Here is a 19,898-nt window from a genome sequence, read left to right as displayed (position 1 = left end):
CGGGCTCTCGCATGCTTCGCACCGTCACGCTTCTCGGAGCGACCGGATCCATCGGCCGATCGACGCGCGACGTGGTGGCGGAGAATCCGGAACGCTTGAGGATCGCGGCGGTCGTGGCGGGGCGCGACGCGGCGGCGCTGGCACGCATCGCGATCGACACCGGCGCCGGCTTCGCCGCGCTCGCCGACGAGCGGGCCGGGCCCGCTCTGGCCGAGGCGCTGGCGGGCAGCGGCATCGCCTGCGGGGCCGGACGCAGCGCCGTGCTCGAGGCAGTCGCCCGCGAGAGCGACATCGTCGTCAGCGCGATCTCGGGTGCCGCCGGGTTGGAGGCGACGTTTGCGGCGCTGATGCCGGGCCGCGTCGTCGCGCTCGCCAACAAGGAAAGCCTCGTCTGTGCCGGGGCGGCCGTGATGGCGCGTGCCAAGGCTGTCGGTGCTCGCATCCTGCCGCTCGATTCCGAGCACAACGCCCTGCATCAGGTGCTGGGCGCCGAGCCCATCGAGGCGATCCGCAGCATGACGCTGACCGCTTCGGGCGGCCCGTTCCGGACCTGGAGCGTGGAGCAGATCGCAGCCGCGCGGCCCGAGCAGGCGCTGGCCCATCCCAATTATGCGATGGGCGCCAAGATCACGATCGATTCCGCCAGCATGATGAACAAGGGGCTCGAACTGATCGAGGCCTGCTTCCTGTTCGGGCTGAAGCCAGACCAGCTCGAGGTGCTGGTCCATCCCCAGCAGATCGTCCACGGCCTCGTCACCTTCCGCGACGGCTCGGTGAGCGCCGGCATGGCGCTGCCGGACATGCGCGTCGCCGCCGCCCACTGCCTGGGCATCGACGGACGCCTCGATGCGCCGCCCGCCCGTTTCCTCGATCTCGCGACGACCGCGCCGCTGAGCTTCGAGCGGCCGGATCTCGCCCGCTTCCCGGCGCTCGGGCTCGCCATCGCCGCCCTGGCGGCGGGCGGGGCCATGCCTGCCATCCTGAACGCTGCCAACGAGGTGGCGGTCGCTGCCTTCCTGGAGGGGCGGATCGGCTTTCCGGGGATCGCGGGCCTCGTCGAGGCTGTCTGCGCGGGTTTCGGCCCCGGGCTGCCGGCCGCCACCGACGTGACGGCCGCCCTCGCCATTGACCATGAGGCGAGAAACCGCGCGCGGGGACTCTTGTCGCGGGCGCCCTTCGCTGTCACCTAAGGCGAAGAACGGGAGAATGTGATGGAATTCTTGGCGACACTCTGGAACGCCGGTGCGTTCCTGCCGGCCTACATCCTGCCCTTCCTGTTCGTGCTCACCATCGTCGTCTTCGTTCACGAACTCGGCCATTTCCTCGTGGCACGCTGGTGCGGCGTCGACGTCAAGGTCTTCTCGATCGGATTCGGCCGCGAACTGTTCGGCTTCAACGACCGCCACGGAACGCGCTGGCGCTTCGCGCTCATCCCGCTCGGCGGCTACGTCAAGTTCTCGGGCGATGCCGATGCGGCCTCGGCTGGGACCGATTCCGCGGAAATGGGCACGATGACGCCGCAGCAGCGCGAGCGCTCCTTCCCGGCCCAGTCGATCGGTGAGCGCGCGGCCATCGTCGCCGCCGGCCCGATCGCCAATTTCCTGCTCGCCATCCTGATCTTTGGCGCCTCGGTCTATGTCTTCGGCAAGCCGGTGCTGGCGCCGCGCGTCGATCAGGTCGTCGCCGGCAGCGCCGCCGAGCGCGGCGGCCTGCGCGCGGGCGATCTGGTCGTCTCGATCGACGGCCGCGCGATCGCCAGCTTCTCCGACATGCAGCGCGCCATCTCGGTGCGCCCCGAAGAGACCCTGACCGTCGTGGTGGATCGCGCCGGGGCGCTGGTGACGCTCCCCGTCACGCCGGCACTCGTCGAGCAGAGCACGCCGGTCGGCAAGCAGCGCATCGGCGTGCTCGGCGTTCAGGCCTCGCGGCAGGCGAGCGACTGGCAGACGCAGCGTTTCGGCCTGCTCGAATCGGCCAAGGTCGGCGTCGGCGAGACCTGGTACGTCGTCGAGCGCACCTATGACTATCTGGCCAAGCTCGTGCGCGGGCGTGAATCGGTCGACCAGCTCTCCGGCCCGATTCGGATCGCGCAGGTCTCCGGCATTGTCGCCAGCAACTCCGGCCTGATGGGGCTGCTCAACCTCGCAGCGATCCTCTCGGTGTCGATCGGCCTGATGAACCTGTTTCCCGTGCCGATGCTCGATGGCGGTCATCTGATGTTCTACGCGATCGAGGCGTTGCGCGGGCGTCCGCTCAGCGATCGGGCCCAGGAACTCGGCTTCCGCTTCGGCCTTGGCCTCGTTCTGATGCTGATGCTCTTCGTCACCTGGAACGATCTCGTCCACGTGCGATCGCTGCTCTAGCCTCCTGGGACCGACGGCCGGAATCGCCGTCCGAGCGGGGCCGAACGACGGCCGATCCGTTAACGGCTTGCCGACAATTTGAGCGTTCGGGCCCGACCCGGCGGCGACGCACCGAGATTTTCAGGGTGTCGCAGCAGGCCTCGCGGCCGCCGGTTGCGGGCCGGTTTGCGGCCAAATCGCGGCAATCTGCGTGGCATGCGAGCAACGAGGCTCCCGAAAATATTTCGTTAACGACAATGCCCGTTTGCACCCTGCGGGAAACTTTGTAGAAGCGATTGGACTGCAATGTCCCCATGCGACCGCTGGTAGGCGGTCGCCCCCGCGACTGGGGTGGTGACCTGATAAATGGAATAGGCGACCCGATGACGTCGACCCAAAAGAGCCGGTCCATCAGAACGCGGCTCTCTCGATCAGTCGGACTTTCGGCCTTCATGTTGGCCGTCAGCGGTGGCGTGGTGTTCGCGCAGGCCGTGATTGTCCAGGGCAACAGGCGCGTCGATGCGGAGACGATCCGCTCCTACGCGTCAGGCCAGAGCGCGCCGCAGCAGATTCGCGAGAGCCTGCTTGCCACGGGGCTCTTCACCAACGTCCAGGTCAGCCGCCGGGGTGCGCAGACCGTCATCTCCGTTCAGGAGAGCGACACGATCAACCGCGTCGCCTTCGAGGGCAACCGCCGCCTGAAGAGCGAAATCCTGCTGCAGCAGGTCCAGTCGAAGGCCGGTGGCCCGATGAGCCAGCAGCTCATCGATGCCGACGTCGCCCGTCTGAAGGAAGTCTATCGTCGCGCGGGTTACGGCCAGTCCTCGGTCAGCGGCCGCATCGCCCCGCTGCCGAACGGCCGCTCGGACGTCGTCTTCACGATCAGCGAGAGCGGCAAGACCGGCGTCAAGTCGATCAATTTCGAAGGCAACCAGGTCTATTCGGACGGTCGCCTGCGCGGTTTGATGACCACGACGGAATCGAATTTCCTGAGCTGGATCAAGACCTCCGACGTCTACGATCCAGACCGCATCACCTCTGACCTGGAGTTGGTTCGTCGCTTCTACCTGAAGAACGGCTATGCCGACTTCCAGATCCTGAACAGCGCCGCCCGCTTCGACGACGCCGCCGGCGGCTGGGTCATCGACGTCACCGTGTCGGAAGGCCCGCAGTACAAGGTCGGCAGCGTCGCGGTCAATTCGTCGGTGCGCGAGATCGATTCCGCCACGCTCAACAGCTATGTCGTGACCTCGGCTGGCGACACCTACAATGCCGAAGCCGTTGAGAGGACGCTGGTCAGCCTGACCACCGAGGTCTCCCGCCGTGGCTATCCCTTCGCCCAGGTCCGCCCGCGCGGTGACCGCGATGCGGCCGGCCGCCTGATCGGCATCACCTATGTCGTCGACGATGGTCCGCGCGTCTATGTCGAGCGCATCAATGTGCGCGGGAACACCCGCACGCGCGACTATGTCGTCCGCCGCGAGCTCGATCTCGGTGAGGGTGACGCCTACAACAAGGTCATGGTCGACCGCGCCGAGCGTCGCCTGAACAATCTCGGCTTCTTCAACAAGGTCCGCATCACAAACGAGCCGGGTTCCGCGCCTGATCGTGTTGTCGTGAACATCGACGTCGAGGACAAGGCCACCGGCTCGTTCTCGATCTCGGGCGGCTATTCGACCTCGGACGGCGTGATCGGCGAAGTCGCTCTGTCGGAATCGAACTTCCTCGGTCGTGGCCAGTTCGTCCGCATCGCCGGCACGCTCGGCCAGCGCACGCAGGGCGTCGATTTCTCCTTTACCGAGCCCTATTTCCTCGGTCGCCGCATCGCGGCGGGCTTCGACCTGTTCTCGAAGTTCAGCGACAACTACGAGACCGGCCGTTTCGAGAGTCGCGTCACCGGCGGCACCGTCCGCTTGACCTTCCCGATCACGGAAGAGTTCTCGATCACGCCGCGCTACTCGATCTACAGCACCGAGATCGAGATCCCGAACACGGTTGATCGGCCATATAACGACTGTACCGTGCCGATACTCGGCATCACGCCCGGCTCGGCGGGCGCCATCGCTGCCAGCACCTCGATCAACTGCCTCACCAACGGCGAGGCGACGGTCGCGGTGAAGGAAGCCGCCGGCACGACGCTGACCTCGCTGATCGGTCTCGGCTTCAACTACAACTCGCTCGACAGCAACCAGAACCCGCGCAATGGCTTCATCGCCGAGATCAAGCCGGAATTCGCCGGTCTGGGCGGCGATTCGAAGTTCCTTCGCGTGGCGGCTGATGCGCGCTACTACAAGGAAATCTTCGACGACGTCGTCGGTTTCGTCCGGGTTCAGGGCGGCCATGTCCAGGCGACCAGCGGCGATCTGCGCATGATCGACCACTACTTCCTCGGACCGACCCTGGTGCGCGGCTTCGCGCCGTCGGGCATCGGCCCGCGCGACGTGCTGAACGATCCGACAGCCAACGCGCTCGGTGGAACCAGCTATTTCGGTGGCTCGATCGAGGTGCAGTTCCCGATTTGGGGCCTGCCGCGCGATCTCGGCCTGCGCGGCGCGATCTTCGCCGACGCCGGCACGCTGTTCAACTATGACGGCGGCAAGGCGGTCGCGAGCGCCTGCCCGGCCGGCTCGACGGGCCGCTTGTTCAACGTTGCGTTGTCTCCGGGCCAAACGGCGCAGACCAACGTGGCCTGCGTGCGCGACAAGAACGTGCTGCGCTCCTCGGTCGGCGTCAGCCTGCTCTGGCAGTCGCCGCTCGGCCCGATCCGTTTCGACTACGCTTATGCGCTGTCAAAGGATGACGGCCAGTTCGGAACGGCGATCATCAACGGCCAGGCGGTCACGGGCAAGTTCGGCGGCGACCGCCTGCAGGCCTTCCGCTTCTCCGGCGGCACCCGCTTCTGACGCGGCGGGGCGCTCGCGCCCCGCTCCGGACACAGCCCTGATGTCAGACCCCCAGTTCTTTCCGGCCGCGACCTCGCTCGACAGTGGCGAGGTCGCAGCCATATCGGGCACCTCGCTTCCCGAGGGCGCCGATCCGACGCGGCGTTTCACCGGTGCGGCTGCGCTCGAGCAGGCCGGTCCCGCCGACATCGCCTATATGGACAACCCGAAATACACCGAAGCGCTGGCGGCGACCGCCGCCGGGCTGTGCCTGGTCTCGCCGCGCTTCGCCGAGCGCGTGCCGGCCGGCACGCTCGCGCTGGTGACGCCGACGCCCTATCATGCCTTCGCCCGCATCCTGGCGCGCTTCTTTCCCGCCGCCCTGAAGCCGGGCTCCGTCTTCGCCTCGCAGGGCGTCGCACCCGGCGCCTTCGTGCATGCGACGGCGGTTCTCGAAGCCGGCGTGACCGTCGATCCGGGCGCCGTCATCGGTCCGGGTGCGGAGATCGGCTCCGGGACGGTCGTCGCCTCGCATGCCGTCATCGGCCCCCAGGTCCGCATCGGCCGCGACTGTGCGATCGGCGCAGGCTGCACCTTGCAGGCCACGCTGATCGGCAACCGCGTCATCATCCATCCCGGCGTCCGCATCGGGCAGGACGGGTTTGGCTTCGCGATGAGCCCGAGAGGGCACATGAAGGTGCCGCAGATCGGCCGCGTCATCATTCAGGACGATGTCGAGATCGGCGCCAACACCTGCATCGACCGCGGCGCCAGCCGCGACACGGTGATCGGCGAGGGCACGAAGATCGATAACCTCGTTCAGATCGGCCACAACGTCGTTGTGGGCCGCCATTGTGTCATCGTCTCGCAGGTCGGCATCGCCGGTTCGTCGACGCTCGAGGATTTCGTCGTGCTCGGCGGCCAGGTCGGCCTCGCCGGCCATCTGACTGTCGGCATGGGTGCGCAGATCGCGGCCCAGAGCGGCGTCGCGGGCGATGTCCCGCGCGGGGCGAAGTATGGCGGCTCTCCGGCGCAGCCGGCGCTGAACTGGGCGCGCGAAAGCGCGATGCTGAAGTCGATGCTGGCCAAGCGCGGCAAGGGGCGGCCAGAAGGCTAGCCACCCGCCAGCGCACCGACTGTCGCGGGGGCGTGCCTCCCGACGAGACCCGCCGGGTGTTGGCCTCCCGGCTTCCGGCGGCTAGAAGCAATCGATGAAGCGGCGGGACGCCCGCGCGGGAGAGACGAGACGATGACCGAGGCGACGACGACGCTGGGTGTGGCCGACATCCAGAAGATCATGGCCTGCATTCCCCACCGCTACCCCTTTCTGCTGGTTGATCGCGTCGTCGAGATCAACGGCGACGAGTCGGGCGTCGGCATCAAGAACGTGACGATCAACGAGCCGCAGTTCACCGGTCATTTCCCCGACAGGCCGGTGTTCCCCGGCGTGCTGATGATCGAGGCGATGGCGCAGACGGCGGGTGTCCTCGTCGTCAATGCCCGCGGCAGCGACGACACGGCCGTCCGCAGCGTGCTCTTCACGACGATCGACAAGGCGAAGTTCCGCAAGCCCGTCGGTCCTGGCGACACGCTTCGCTTCCACCTCACCAAGATCGCCCGCAAGCGCAATATCTATTTCTACCGGGGCGAGGCACGCGTCGAGGGCGTGCTCGTCGCCGAGGCCGACCTCTCCGCGATGGTCGTCTGATCCGATGTCCTCCGCCACGAACAGGACGGCGCCCGCCGAGAGTATCCGGTCATGAACGCGAAGATCCACCCGATGTCGGTCGTCGACCCGGCTGCGCGCCTGGGCGCCGGCGTCACCATCGGCCCCTTCTGCAGCGTCGGTCCCGACGTCGTGCTCGACGAGGGCGTGGAACTCGTCAGCCATGTCGCGGTCGCCGGCCGCACCACCATCGGCGCCCGCACCAGGGTCTATCCCTTCGCCTCGATCGGCCATCCGCCGCAGGACGTGAAGTACAAGGGCGAGCCCTCGACGCTGACCATCGGCGTCGATTGCCTGATCCGCGAGGGCGTCACGATGAATCCTGGCACCGAGGGCGGCGGCATGAAGACGACGGTCGGCGACCGCTGCTTCTTCCTCGCCAACTCCCACGTCGCCCATGACACCTCGATCGGCGACAACGTCATCTTCTCCAACAACGTCATGTGCGCCGGCCATGTGAAGGTCGGAAATTTCGTCATCGTCGGCGGCGGCACCGGGCTGCACCAGTTCATCCGCGTCGGCGACCACGCCTTCATCGGCGGCGGCGCGGGCGTGATGCATGACGTGATTCCCTTCGGCATGGTGCGCGACAACCCGGCCCATCTCGCCGGGCTCAACCTGGTGGGCCTGCGGCGGCGCGGCTTCACGCGCGAGCAGATCCACGAGTTGCGCCGCGCCTACCGGCTGCTCTTCGCCGATGAGGGCACGCTCTCGGAGCGCGTCGAGGACGTCGCCAGCGAGTTCGCGGCCCATCCGCTCATCCACGAGATCCTGGATTTCATCCGGATCGGCGGCGAGCGCGCCATCTGCGTCCCGCACGACGTCAACGCGCCCGATCGGTGAGCGCCGATCCGGCAACGCCGCCCGCGACGCGCAGCCCTCTCGCCATCATCGCCGGTGGGGGGGATTTCCCGCTGCGGCTGGCCGAGATCGTCACCGGCAGCGGGCGGCCCCTCTTCGTTGCGGCGCTCGAGGGCGCTGCGGACCCTGCCGGCTTCGGCACAGCCGATCTGCAGAGCTACCGCCTGGGCCAACTCGGCCGCCTGCTCGACGAGCTGCGGCGGCGGTCCATCACCGACCTGGTGCTGATCGGCAGCCTGCCGCGCCCGAGCTTCTCAGGCCTGCGGCCCGAGGCCTCGACACTGAAATACCTGCCGCATTTCGCCCGCGCCTTCCGCGGCGGCGACGACCATCTGCTGCGCGGCGTCGTCAGCTTCTTCGAGGGGCAGGGCTTCGCGGTGCATGGCCCGGCCGATATTGCCCCCGATATGACCGCGCCGCTCGGCGCCCTCGGCCGCCGGGCAGCCACGCCGGAGCAGAAGGCGCTGATCGCGCGCGGCTTCGAGCTGCTGGCGGCGCTGTCGCCTTTCGACGTCGGGCAGGCGGCCATCTTGGCCGACCATCGCGTCATCGCGATCGAGGCCGCCGAGGGCACTGATGCCATGATCCGCCGCGTCGCCGAGATGGTCGAGTCCGGGCGTCTCCGGATCGCCAAGGGCGACGGCGTCCTGGTCAAGGCCCCCAAGGATGGGCAGGATCTGCGCGTCGACATGCCGGCGATCGGCCCGCAGACACTGCGCAACGTCGCCGCTGCCGGCCTGGCGGGAATCGGGCTGCGTTCCGGTCGCGTGCTCGTCGGCGATGCCGGAGCGCTGGGCCGGCTCGCCGACGAGGCCGGGCTGGTCGTCGAGGGCGTACCATGACGGAGCCCTTCCGCCTGGCCATCGTGGCAGGCGAGGCCTCCGGCGATGCGCTCGCACTGCGCTTCCTCGAGACCCTGCGCCGCAGGCTGGCCCCGCGGGAGGTCATCGTCACCGGCGTCGGCGGCGAGGCGCTCGTCGCAGCCGGGCTGGTGCCGCTGTTCCCGCAGGCAGACATCGCCGTGATGGGGTTTGCTCCCGTCGTCGCGCGCCTGCGCTTGCTGTTGCGGCGGATGGAGGACGCCGCGCGCGGCATCGCCACCTTCGCGCCCGATCTCCTTCTGACGATCGACGCGCCGGATTTCAGCCTGCGTGTGGCGAAGAAGGTGCGGGCCCGCACGCCCGACATCCCCATCGCCCACTGGGTCTGCCCCAGCGTCTGGGCCTGGCGCTCGGGGCGCGCGCGCCGGATGAAGCCGCATATCGACCGGATTCTGGCCCTGTTGCCGTTCGAGCCGGCGGCGCTGGAGCGGCTCCAGGGGCCACCGACGGTGTATGTCGGCCACCCCCTGATCGAACGGCTGGCCGAGCTGCGGCCGGGCCCTGCCGAGGCCGCGGCGCGGGCGGACGCCGCGTCTCCCGTCGTCCTCGTGCTGCCCGGCAGCCGGCGTTCGGAGATCCGCCACCTGATGCCGGTCTTCGGCGAGGCGGTGGCCCGCGTCGCCGCGAAGCTGCCCGGCGCGCGTTTCGTCCTGCCGGCGGTCCCACATCTGAAGGACGAGATCGCGCAGGCGGTCGCCGGATGGGCTCAAAAGCCCAAGATCGTGCTGGGAGAGGCGGCGAAGCTCGCGGCTTTTCGCAGCGCGCGGGCGGCGCTGGCGGCGTCGGGCACGGTCACGCTCGAGCTCGCTCTGGCGCAGGTGCCGACGGTCGCGGCCTATCGCGGCGCCGGCTGGGAGGCTGCGATCGCGCGGCGTCTCATCAAGCTGCCCAGCGTGATCCTGCCCAACCTCATCCTCGGCCGAAGCGTCGTGCCTGAGTTCATTCAGCAGGATGCGACGGCGCAGCGGCTGGCCGATCAGCTCGAAGCGGCCCTGGCAGAGGGAGAGGGGCGGCATCGGCAGCTCGCCGGTTTCGCCGAGGTCGAGACGATCATGCGGTCGGCCGGGGAGAGTCCGGCCGCCAACGCCGTCGAGGCCGCGCTGGCGCTGGTCGAGGCGCGCAGGCCGCTGGCGGGCCGTCCGCACCGGCCCTCGCCCCCGTAGCGCGAGCGACCTGCGCCCGGGCTTGTTTCCGGGGTGATGCCGCGCACTCTCGACGCGAACGCGGTCTGTCCCGGACCATGTCCGGGCTCGGAGCGAGACCTGACGCAGACCAAAAAAGGGGCGCGACGGTCTGTCCGTCACGCCCCCTCAGGCTGGTCTGCCGGGCCGGATCAGCGGCGGCCGATCGGATTGTATTCGCGCTGCGGCGAGCCGGTGTAGAGCTGGCGCGGGCGGCCGATGCGCTGGGACGGATCCTCGATCATCTCCTTCCACTGCGCGATCCAGCCGACGGTGCGCGCCAGCGCGAACAGTGCGGTGAACATCGAGGTCGGGAATCCCATCGCCTTCAGGGTGATGCCCGAATAGAAGTCGATGTTCGGATAGAGCTTCTTCTCGATGAAGTAGCTGTCGGACAGCGCGATGCGCTCGAGCTCGATCGCCACGTCGAGCAGCGGGTCGTCCTTGATTCCGAGCTCGTTGAGGACCTCATGCGTGGTCTTCTGCATGATCTTGGCGCGCGGATCGTAGTTCTTGTAGACGCGGTGGCCGAAGCCCATCAGGCGGAACGGATCGTTCTTGTCCTTCGCCTTGGCGATGAATTTCGGGATGTTCTCGACCGAGCCGATCTCCTCGAGCATCTTCAGCGCCGCTTCGTTGGCGCCGCCATGGGCAGGGCCCCAGAGGCAGGCCGTGCCGGCCGCGATGCAGGCGAAGGGGTTGGCGCCCGACGAGCCGGCGAGGCGCACCGTCGAGGTCGAGGCGTTCTGCTCGTGGTCGGCATGCAGGATGAAGATCCGGTCGAGCGCGCGCGACAGCACCGGATTGACCTTGTACTCCTCGGCCGGGACCGCAAAGCACATGCGCAGGAAGTTCGAGGTGTAGTCGAGCGAGTTCAGCGGATACACGAAGGGCTGGCCGACCGTGTACTTGTAGGCCATCGCCGCCAGCGTCGGAATCTTCGCGATCATGCGCATCGAAGCGACCATGCGCTGATGCGGGTCCGAGATGTCGGTCGAGTCGTGGTAGAACGCCGACATCGCGCCGATCGAGCCGACCATGACCGCCATCGGATGCGCGTCGCGGCGGAAGCCCTGGAAGAAGCGGGCCATCTGCTCGTGCACCATGGTGTGGCGCGTCACGCGGTAGTCGAAATCGGCCTTCTGCGCCGCGGTCGGCAGTTCGCCTTCCAGCAGCAGATAGCAGGTCTCGAGGAAATCGCCATGCTCGGCGAGCTGCTCGATCGGGTAGCCGCGATAGAGCAGCACGCCCTCGTCGCCGTCGATATAGGTGATCTGTGACTCGCAGCTCGCCGTCGAGGTGAAGCCGGGATCATAGGTGAACATGCCCGTCTGGGCATAGAGCTTGCCGATGTCGATGACGGACGGGCCGATTGAACCCGTCTTGATCGCCATATCGACGGTCTTGCCGTCGACCTGAAGCTGGCTGGTGGTTCCGCTCATCGATACCGATCCTTTCAGGCTCGCTGCTGGTCAGTCGTCGTCGCGCTCGGTCTTGTCACGGTTGTCCATGAGACCTGTCCGTCGTCAGAGCGAACCGACATGACAGGGTCGTGTCGGTGCAGGGGCGGCCGAGGGTCGAAGAGCGGTTCATCCGACTGATTTTCAAGCAATATTCGTGCCCGCGCCGGCAGACGCCAGCGTGGCCACATCAGGCGTCACTAGACCATTTGCAGACCCGGTTCAACCGAGCCGAAAGACGGTCGGGACAGCGTTTTGCTCAGCTCTGGTCGGCGAGCCGAGCAAGGGTTTCCTCGCGCCCGAGAACCGCCATCACGTCGAACAGGCCCGGCGACATGGCGCGCCCCGTCAGAGCGGCCCTCAGCGGCTGCGCCGCCTGCCCGAGCTTCAGCCCATGCGTTTCCGCGAAGCCACGCACGGCAGCCTCGAGCGCCTCGACGGACCAGTCGTTGATCGCGGCCAGCGTCTGCGCAAGCCCCGGCAGTCGCTGTTTGCCTGCATCGTCGAGCAGGGCGGCCGCCTTGGCGTCGAGCTGCAGCGGGCGCGGCGCATAGAGATAATAGGCGCTGTCGAGCAGTTCGATGAGCGTCTTGGCGCGCTCCTTCAGGCCCGGCATCGCGGCGAGGAAACGCGCTTCCAGCTCGGGCGAGAGCGTCGGGCCCAGCCCGCGCGGCGGCCCGATTTCCGGCAGGATCACCTTGAGCGCGTCGAGCAGGTCGCGGTCGGAGGACTGGCGCATATAAAGCCCGTTCAGGCTCTCGAGCTTGGCGAAGTCGAAGCGCGCGGCCGATCGCCCGATCGAGCCGAGGTCGAACAGATCGATCATCTCCTGCGTCGAGAAGATTTCCTGGTCGCCATGACTCCAGCCGAGGCGCAGGAGGTAATTGCGTAGCGCCACCGGCAGATAGCCCAGGGCCCGATAGGCATCGACACCGAGCGCGCCGTGGCGCTTGGAGAGCTTGGCGCCATCGGGCCCATGGATCAGCGGGATGTGCGACATGCTGGGGACCGTCCAGCCCATCGCCTGGTAGATCTGCGTCTGGCGCGCGGCGTTGGTCAGGTGGTCGTCGCCGCGGATGACATGGGTCACGCCCATGTCATGGTCGTCGACCACCACGGCGAGCATATAGGTCGGGTTGCCGTCCGAGCGCAGCAGCACGAGATCATCGAGATTCTCGTTCTGCCAGACGACGCGGCCCTGAACCTCGTCCTCGACCACCGTCTCACCGGTCTGCGGCGCGCGCAGGCGGATCACCGGCTGGACGCCCTCGGGGGCTGTGGCGGGGTCGCGGTCGCGCCAGCGCCCGTCATAGCGCATCGGCTTGCCGGCAGCCTTGGCCTGCTCGCGCATCGCGTCGAGCTCGGCCGGCGTCGCGTAGCAGCGATAGGCGTTGCCGCTGGCGAGCATCTGATGCGCCACCTCGCGGTGCCGCTCGGCCCGCGAGAACTGGTACACCGTCTCGCCATCCCAATCGAGACCGAGCCATTTCAGCCCGTCGAGGATCGCCGCGATCGCCGGCTCGGTCGAACGCTCGCGGTCCGTGTCCTCGATACGCAGCAGCATCTTGCCGCCATGGCGCCGCGCATAGAGCCAGTTGAACAACGCGGTCCGCGCCCCGCCGATATGCAGGAAGCCCGTGGGCGAGGGCGCAAAACGTGTGACGACGGCATCGCTCATGAAAGCTTGGCTCCGGCTGGCTGTCGAAAGGGGCTGAGGGGAAAGTGGCGAGTCGGCACGCCGCGGCACGGCGCGCGCCGAAGCGGGCATGACATCCGGCGCGGCCCCTGTAACATGCCCTGGCGGCTGGCGTTAAGCGCAAGATGCGCGCGCCGCCGATGCGGGCAGGGATGGGGAGCCGATGCAGCCGGCACCGCCGCCAGGGCAGGGGGAGGCGACGCGCCGCCGTGGCGCGCGGACCCTGGCGCTGCCCTGGGGCCGGCCGGGTTGCGCCCGGGGCGGACCGCACCTTGCTCTCGCGCTGGCTTCCACTCGCGAGCGCCTCAGGCGCAGCCTGGCGCTCGAGGCCGAGCGCCGCCGCCTGTTCATCTGGCTGCCGGTGCCGATGGGAATCGGCATCCTCCTCTACTTCGCTGCCGATCGCGAGCCGGCGCTCTGGGCGCCGCTGGTCGGCTTCGGGCTCGCTGCAGCGGGGGCGTTCGGCCTGCGCCGCCATCCGGGCGGGGCGCGGGCGCTGATCGCGCTGGCGGCCGCGTTCGCAGGATTCGCGACCGCGGCCTGGCGGACGGCCTCGGTCGCCGCGCCACTGCTGGACCGGCCACGGGTCGGGCAGTTGACGGGCTTCGTCGAGTCGGTCGAGAGCCGTGACGCCGGCGCCCGCCTCGTCATTCTGGTGACGGGTCTGGCCGGCGTCGAGGAGGCCGACCGCCCGAGACGCGTCCGGGTCAACATTCGCGCCGGCCAGGTCGCGCCGGGCGATCACATCGCGGCGGTGGCGCGGCTGCTGCCGCCGCCGGGTCCGGCCCGGCCGGGCGGCTATGATTTCGGCCGCGACGCCTTCTTTCGCGGGCTCGGCGCCGTCGGCAGCGTCTCCGGCAAGATCGCGGTGACGCGGCCGCCGCAGGCGCCTCCGGCCGCGCTGCAGATCGCCGCCGCGCTCGACCGCGCCCGCAACGCCCTGACGCAGCGCATCGCCTCCATCGGCGGCGGGCAGGCGGGTGCGATGGCGGCGGCGCTCGTCACCGGCAAGCGCGGGCTGATCACCGAGACGACCAACGCCGATCTACGCGCGGCGGGCATCTACCACATCGTGTCGATCTCCGGCTTGCACATGGTGCTCGCGGCCGGGACGATCTTCTGGCTGGCGCGGGCGCTGCTCGCGCTCTCGCAGACGCTGGCGCTGCGCCTGCCGGTCAAGAAGATCGCTGCCCTCGCCGCGATGGCGGGCTCGGTCGCCTATTGCGTCTTCTCGGGCGCCGAGGTCGCGACCGTGCGCTCGCTGATCATGACGCTGGTGATGCTCGGCGCGATCCTCGTCGACCGCCCGGCGCTGAGCATGCGCAATCTCGCGCTGGCGGCGATGATCGTTCTCCTGCGCGAACCCGAGGCGCTGCTGGGGCCGAGTTTCCAGATGTCCTTCGGCGCGGTGGCGGCCCTGATCGCTTTCGCCGAGCGCTGGGAGAACCGCGGCCGGCCGCAGCCACCGCCGGCGCTGCCCTGGCCGCTGCGCCCGCTGTGGATCGCCGCCTGCGGCATCGTCGCGACCACGCTGCTGGCGACCGCCGCGACCGCCCCTTTCGGCGCCTTCCATTTCCAGACCTTCAACCCTTTCGGGCTGCTCGGCAACGCGCTGGCGCTGCCCTTCGTCTCGCTGTTCGTGATGCCCGCCGCCGTCTTCGGCGTGCTGGCCTACCCCTTCGGCCTGGATGCGCCGGCCTGGTGGCTGATGGGGCAGGCCTCCGAGGTGGTGCTGAAACTGGCGCATTGGGTCGCAACCATCGATCATTCCACCCTGGTGATCCCGGCCTTCGGGACGCCCGCGCTGCTGTGCTTCGTGCTGTCGCTCCTCTGGGCGACGCTGTGGAGCACGAAGCTGCGCCTGCTGGCCTTACTGCCGCTGGCCGCGGGCGTCGCGGTGGCGGCCAAGCCCGAGCGCCCAGCGATCCTGGTCGAGCGCGAAGGGGCCGGCCTGGCTGTGCGCGGGCGAGACGACCGCCTCGTCATAGCCGGTCGGCCGAGCCGCTTCGTACTGGAGCAATGGCTGAGCGCCGATGGGGATGGCCGCAAGGCGGACGACCCGTCGCTGCGCCAGGGTGCCTCCTGCGACCCCGCCGGCTGCGTCCTGACCACAACGAATGGGCGTTCCATCGCCTATGCGCAGGAGCGGCTGGCCATCATCGAGGATTGCCGGCGCGCGGATGTGGTGGTGACGCCGATTCCCTGGACGGCCTCCTGCGCGGCACTGCTGATCGACCGGACCGCACTGCAACGCGACGGGGCGACAGCACTCGTGCCTGGCCTCACGGGCTGGCGCCGCCATGCCGCCGAACAGGAAGGACGCTCACGGCCCTGGAGCCGTCAGCCGCCGATCCAGCCCGCGGCCCGAACAGCCCCTGCGACAGCCCCCGCGCCATCCGTCGCCGAGAGCGTTCCCGAAGCCGAGCGCCTTCAGTAACGCCGCATCAGATTGACCAGCCGGCCCTGGATCTTGACCCGGTCGGGACCGAGCACCCGCGTCTCATAGGCGGGATTGGCCGCCTCTAGCGCGATTGAGGAGCCGCGCTTGCGCAGCCGCTTCAGCGTCGCCTCCTCGTCGTCGATCAGGGCGACGATGATGTCGCCGGTGTTGGCCGTGTCCTGGCGGCGGATCACCACCGTGTCGCCGTCGAGAATGCCGGCCTCGACCATCGAGTCGCCGCGGACCTCCAGCGCGAAATGCTCGCCCGAGCCGAGCATATCGGCGGGCAGGGCGACGCTGTGGCTGCGGCTCTGGATCGCGGAGATCGGCGTGCCCGCGGCGATGCGGCCCATGACGGGGATCGTGATCGTGTTGCGGGCATCCTCGGACGCGGCTTCCACCGACCGGACCCGGCCGGGCAGCCCGTCCTTGGCCGGCGGCGCATCCTTGCCGAGCCCACCCTGGACGACCGACGGGTTGAACCGGCGCGCGCCGGGCTGCAGGCCGCCGCCAGCGCCGTCGGGCAGCTTGATCACCTCGAGCGCCCGCGCCCGGTTGGGCAGGCGACGAATGAAGCCGCGCTCCTCGAGCGCCATGATCAGGCGGTGGATGCCGGATTTGGACTTGAGGTCGAGCGCGTCCTTCATCTCGTCGAAGGAGGGGGGGACGCCGCTTTCGCGCAGGCGCTCCTGGATGAAACGAAGCAGCTCGAACTGTTTGCGTGTCAGCATGATCCCCGCCGGCGCTCTGGAATCTGCCGGTTGTCGCAGATTCGAAACAAATCACGAACACCATACCCGTTCGCGTTGTGTTCCGCAAGCGGATCGGCCGGCCGCAGCCTAGCGCAAACGGATGAAGCGGCAGGGATCGCCCTTGCGGGCGGCCGGCGCGAAGACCGGTCGGATAGCGAGCGCCTGCGCCTGGGCGAGCAGACCGAGCATCGAGGAATCCTGCCGCTCGAACGGCGTCGCCTCCCAGCCGGCCTCGGTCAGGACGAGGCTGGAGCGCAGATAATCCTCACGTTCATCGTTCGCGGGCATGTCGAGGCCCAACAGCCCCGGCTCGCTGCGGTCGCGCTCCGGCGAGGGAATGCCGAGCAGGGCCTCGACCACCGGGACAACGAAGAGATGGCCGCAGACGATCGAGGACACCGGATTGCCCGGAAGCCCGATGGCCACCATCGGGCCGAGCCGGCCCGTCATCATCGGTTTGCCCGGCCGCATCGCGATCTTCCAGAAGCCGAGATCCATCCCGGCCCGCTTGAGCGCCTCCTGGACCAGGTCATGCGCGCCGACGGAGACGCCACCCAAAGTCACCAGCACGTCGCAGCCGGCCTCCCGCGCCTGCCCGATCCGCGCGGCGAGGTCCGCATGGTCGTCGCGCGCGATGCCGAGGTCGAGCACGCTCCCGCCCGCCTGCTCGACCAGCGCGGCAAGCGCAAACGAGTTGGACGCGACGATCTGGTCGGGCCCGACCGGTTCGCCCGGCAGCACGAGTTCGTCGCCGGTGGCGAGGATCGCGACCAGGGGTTTGCGGCGCACCGGCAGCGCCGGATGGCCGGCGGCGGCGGAAAGCCCGAGTGCGGCGCTGTCGAGGCGGGTTCCGGCCGCGAGCAGCCGATCGCCGTCACTGAAATCGAGCCCGGCCTTGCGGATGAACCTGCCCTTCGGCGCGCCCTCGCGGACGGTGATCGCGGCCGAGCCGACGCCGTCCGCGTTCTCCTGGATCAGGATGGTGTCTGCACCTTCGGGGATCGGCGCGCCGGTGAAGATGCGCACTGCCTCGCCGGTGGAGACACTGCCTGCGAAGGAACGCCCGGCGGCGGATTCGCCGAGAACGCGCAACTCGGCGCCGGGAGCGAGATCCTCCACCCGCACCGCATAGCCGTCCATGGCCGAGTTGGCGAAGGGGGGCTGCGTCCGCAGCGCCGCGAGATCGGCTCCGAGCACGCGCCAGGCGCAGTGCGCCAGCGGCAGCGTCTCGATGGGCGTGGGGCCGGGCACGCTGTCGAGCAGCGCGCGCAGCGCGACCGGGACCGGCGTCAGAGCCATCAGCGCGCCCCCGACGCGGCGGTGTCGGCCTCGAAGACGCCCGACTTGCCGCCGGACTTATGCGTCAGACGGATGCCTTCGATCCGCATGCCACGGTCGGCCGCCTTGACCATGTCGTACACCGTCAGGCAGGCGACGCTGACGGCGGTGAGCGCCTCCATCTCGACCCCGGTCTGGCCCTTCACCTTCACCTCTGCGCGGACCCGTATGCCGGGCAGGGCCTCGTCGATGGCGAGATCGACCGCGATCTTGGTGATCAGCAGCGGGTGGCAGAGCGGGATCAGTTCATGGCTGCGCTTGGCGGCCATGATGCCGGCGAGCCGTGCCGTCCCGAGCACGTCGCCCTTCTTGGCGTCGCCGGCGCGTACGATCGCCAGCGTCTCACGCTGCATCACGACGCAGCCTTCCGCGATGGCGACGCGAGAGGTCTCGGCCTTGTCGCCGACATCGACCATATGCGCCTGGCCCTGCGCGTCGAGATGGCTGAGCCCGCTCACGCGGCGGTCTCCCGGGGCGTTCCTTCAGATGCCTGCCCCGTCAGCAGTTCGCGCGTCGCGGCCGTCACATCGGCCTGCCGCATCAGGCTCTCGCCGACGAGGAAGGTGCCGACGCTGGCGCGCTTCAGCCGGCTGATGTCGTCATGGCTGAAGATGCCGCTCTCGCTGATGACGATGCGGTCGGCCGGCACGCGCGGCGCCAGTCGTTCGGTCACCGCGAGGTCGACGGTGAAGTCGCGCAGGTCGCGGTTGTTGATGCCGAGCAGGCGGCTCTTCAGTGCCAGCGCGCGGTCGAGTTCGGTTTCGTCATGGACCTCGATCAGCACATCCATGCCGAGATCGAAGGCCGTGGTCTCCAGCGCGCGGGCCGTGGCGTCGTCGACGCCGGCCATGATGATCAGGATGCAGTCCGCGCCCCAGGCCCGCGCCTCGTAGACCTGATAGGGATCGTAGAGGAAATCCTTGCGCAGCACGGGCAGGCCCGAGGCCGCGCGCGCCTGCAGCAGGAACTCCGGCCGGCCCTGGAAGGAGGGGCCGTCGGTCAGGACGGAGAGGCAGGCCGCCCCGCCGGCGGCATAGGCGCGCGCCAGCGCGGGCGGGTCGAAATCGGCGCGGATCAGCCCCTTGGAGGGCGAGGCCTTCTTGATCTCGGCGATCAGCGCCGGGCGGCCGGCGGCGTGCTTCGCGGTCAGCGCATCGGCGAAGCCGCGCGTCGGCCCGGCGTCGCGCGCCAGCACTTCGATCCGGTCCTGCGGGATCGCCAATTTGGCGTCCGCGATCTCCTGGCGCTTATAGGCCTCGATCTTCGCGAGAATGTCGCTCATCGCCGCCTCACGCGTTCGAACTGGCGACGAGGGCAGCCAGCGTCGCCTTGGCCTTGCCGCTGTCGAGCGCCGCATTCGCCTGCGCGAAGCCGTTGCGCAGATCGCCCGCCCGGCCGGCGACCAGAAGCGCCGCGGCGGCGTTGAAGGCGGCGATGTCGCGGAAGGCGGTCTTCTGCCCGTCGAGCACGGCGCGCAGGGCCTCGGCGTTCTGCGCCGGCTCGCCGCCGCGCAGATCCTCCGCTTTGGCGCGTGCCAGCCCGACATCCTCGGGCGAGATCTGGAAGCTCTCGATCGTGCCGTTGTCGAGCGAGACCACGCGCGTCGGGCCCGTCGTGGTGATCTCGTCGAGCCCGTCGGACCCATGAACCGCCCAGACCCGCGTCGAGCCGAGGCTCGCCAGCACCTTCACCATCGGCTCCAGCCAGGTTTCCGAGAAGGCACCGATGAGCTGCTTCCTGACGCCGGCCGGATTCGAGAGTGGGCCGAGCAGGTTGAAGATCGTGCGCGTGCCGAGCTCGACGCGCACCGGCGCGACATGGCGCATCGAGGCGTGATGCGTCGGCGCAAACATGAAGCCGACGCCGGCCTGCGCGATGCAGCGCGCCGTCGCCGCCGGCTCGAGCCCGACCTGGACGCCGAGCGCCATCAGCACATCGGCCGTGCCGGTCTTGGAGGAGGCGGCACGGTTCCCATGCTTGGCGACCGGTACGCCGCAGGCCGCCGTGATGATCGAGGCCAGCGTCGAGACATTGTAGGAGCCCGAGGAATCCCCGCCCGTGCCGACGATGTCGATGGCATCGGCGGGGGCGTCGACCGTCAGCATCTTGCCGCGCATTGCGCCCACCGCGCCGGTGATCTCCTCGGTCGTCTCGCCGCGGACCCGCAGAGCCATCAGGAAGGCGGCCGCCTGCGCATTGGTGACGCCGCCCGACAGGATCGTGTCGAAGGCGTCGCGCGCCTCGTCGCGCGAGAGCGAGGCGCCGGTCGCGACCTTGGCGATGAAGGGCTTGAAATCGTCCATGGGAACTCTGCGAAAAAACGGGCGATCGGGAAAGGC

16 protein-coding genes are annotated in these 19,898 nt (G+C 69.1%); 9 read left to right on the top strand and 7 right to left on the bottom strand.

The features are described 5' to 3' along the window. The first annotated feature begins 11 nt into the window (after window positions 1–11). The 8 genes from dxr to lpxB all read left to right on the top strand — a co-directional run bounded on the left by dxr (window position 12) and on the right by lpxB (window position 9,855). Window positions 12–1,190, top strand: a complete 1,179-nt coding sequence (dxr, locus tag SJY11_RS15895; RefSeq protein ID WP_376987670.1) for a 1-deoxy-D-xylulose-5-phosphate reductoisomerase — start codon at window positions 12–14, stop codon at window positions 1,188–1,190. Between the two features lie 21 nt (window positions 1,191–1,211). Beyond that, entirely contained in the window at window positions 1,212–2,363 is a 1,152-nt protein-coding gene (gene rseP / locus SJY11_RS15890; RefSeq protein WP_376987668.1) for an RIP metalloprotease RseP, read from the top strand. Window positions 2,364–2,725: 362 nt separating this feature from the next. Continuing rightward, window positions 2,726–5,245: an outer membrane protein assembly factor BamA gene (bamA, locus tag SJY11_RS15885; RefSeq protein WP_376987666.1), complete on the top strand. Its 2,520-nt coding sequence runs from the start codon at window positions 2,726–2,728 to the stop codon at window positions 5,243–5,245. A 40-nt stretch (window positions 5,246–5,285) separates the two neighbouring features. Then, window positions 5,286–6,341 (top strand): UDP-3-O-(3-hydroxymyristoyl)glucosamine N-acyltransferase, encoded by a 1,056-nt coding sequence (gene lpxD, locus SJY11_RS15880; protein ID WP_376987664.1) that lies wholly within the window; start codon window positions 5,286–5,288, stop codon window positions 6,339–6,341. A 132-nt stretch (window positions 6,342–6,473) separates the two neighbouring features. Continuing rightward, window positions 6,474–6,932, top strand: a complete 459-nt coding sequence (fabZ, locus tag SJY11_RS15875) for a 3-hydroxyacyl-ACP dehydratase FabZ (protein WP_376987662.1) — start codon at window positions 6,474–6,476, stop codon at window positions 6,930–6,932. A gap of 51 nt (window positions 6,933–6,983) precedes the next feature. Continuing rightward, complete coding sequence (lpxA, locus tag SJY11_RS15870; RefSeq protein ID WP_326912051.1) at window positions 6,984–7,793, top strand: acyl-ACP--UDP-N-acetylglucosamine O-acyltransferase; 810 nt, start codon at window positions 6,984–6,986, stop codon at window positions 7,791–7,793. After that, entirely contained in the window at window positions 7,790–8,653 is an 864-nt protein-coding gene (locus SJY11_RS15865) for an LpxI family protein (RefSeq protein WP_376987660.1), read from the top strand. The genes lpxA and SJY11_RS15865 overlap by 4 nt, the downstream gene beginning before the upstream one ends. Beyond that, window positions 8,650–9,855: a lipid-A-disaccharide synthase gene (gene lpxB, locus SJY11_RS15860; protein ID WP_376987658.1), complete on the top strand. Its 1,206-nt coding sequence runs from the start codon at window positions 8,650–8,652 to the stop codon at window positions 9,853–9,855. The genes SJY11_RS15865 and lpxB overlap by 4 nt, the downstream gene beginning before the upstream one ends. 170 nt (window positions 9,856–10,025) lie before the next feature. Here lpxB and gltA read toward each other — a convergent pair whose 3' ends face one another. Both gltA and gltX read right to left on the bottom strand, forming a co-directional pair. Then, window positions 10,026–11,315: a citrate synthase gene (gene gltA / locus SJY11_RS15855; protein WP_376987656.1), complete on the bottom strand. Its 1,290-nt coding sequence runs from the start codon at window positions 11,313–11,315 to the stop codon at window positions 10,026–10,028. A 277-nt stretch (window positions 11,316–11,592) separates the two neighbouring features. Then, window positions 11,593–13,011, bottom strand: coding sequence for a glutamate--tRNA ligase (gene gltX, locus SJY11_RS15850; protein WP_376987655.1), 1,419 nt, complete (start codon window positions 13,009–13,011; stop codon window positions 11,593–11,595). Between the two features lie 181 nt (window positions 13,012–13,192). Here gltX and SJY11_RS15845 point away from each other — a divergent pair, with 181 nt between their 5' ends. Next, window positions 13,193–15,466: a ComEC/Rec2 family competence protein gene (locus SJY11_RS15845; protein WP_376987653.1), complete on the top strand. Its 2,274-nt coding sequence runs from the start codon at window positions 13,193–13,195 to the stop codon at window positions 15,464–15,466. On the opposite strand, the gene lexA is transcribed toward SJY11_RS15845, so the two are convergent. From lexA to trpD, 5 genes are all read right to left on the bottom strand, one after another. Beyond that, the gene (gene lexA, locus SJY11_RS15840) at window positions 15,460–16,200 is read right to left on the bottom strand and encodes a transcriptional repressor LexA (RefSeq protein ID WP_376987651.1); all 741 of its coding nucleotides are present in this window, start codon (window positions 16,198–16,200) and stop codon (window positions 15,460–15,462) included. The genes SJY11_RS15845 and lexA overlap by 7 nt on opposite strands. Window positions 16,201–16,308: 108 nt before the next feature. Beyond that, on the bottom strand, window positions 16,309–17,520 hold the full coding sequence (locus tag SJY11_RS15835) for a molybdopterin molybdotransferase MoeA (RefSeq protein WP_376987649.1): 1,212 nt from the start codon (window positions 17,518–17,520) through the stop codon (window positions 16,309–16,311). Beyond that, on the bottom strand, window positions 17,520–18,017 hold the full coding sequence (gene moaC, locus SJY11_RS15830; RefSeq protein WP_376987647.1) for a cyclic pyranopterin monophosphate synthase MoaC: 498 nt from the start codon (window positions 18,015–18,017) through the stop codon (window positions 17,520–17,522). Before moaC ends, SJY11_RS15835 begins: the two co-directional genes overlap by 1 nt. Beyond that, window positions 18,014–18,841, bottom strand: a complete 828-nt coding sequence (gene trpC / locus SJY11_RS15825) for an indole-3-glycerol phosphate synthase TrpC (protein WP_376987646.1) — start codon at window positions 18,839–18,841, stop codon at window positions 18,014–18,016. Before trpC ends, moaC begins: the two co-directional genes overlap by 4 nt. Before the next feature lie 7 nt (window positions 18,842–18,848). Further along, on the bottom strand, window positions 18,849–19,862 hold the full coding sequence (gene trpD, locus SJY11_RS15820) for an anthranilate phosphoribosyltransferase (RefSeq protein ID WP_376987644.1): 1,014 nt from the start codon (window positions 19,860–19,862) through the stop codon (window positions 18,849–18,851). Between the last annotated feature and the right edge of the window lie 36 nt (window positions 19,863–19,898).

Origin of the sequence: Allobosea sp. R86505 (assembly GCF_042466375.1) — a bacterium.
Classification (GTDB): Bacteria; Pseudomonadota; Alphaproteobacteria; order Rhizobiales; family Beijerinckiaceae; genus Allobosea.
The sequence above is the reverse complement of the archived record's forward strand: the minus strand, read 5'-3'. Positions and strand labels throughout refer to the sequence as shown.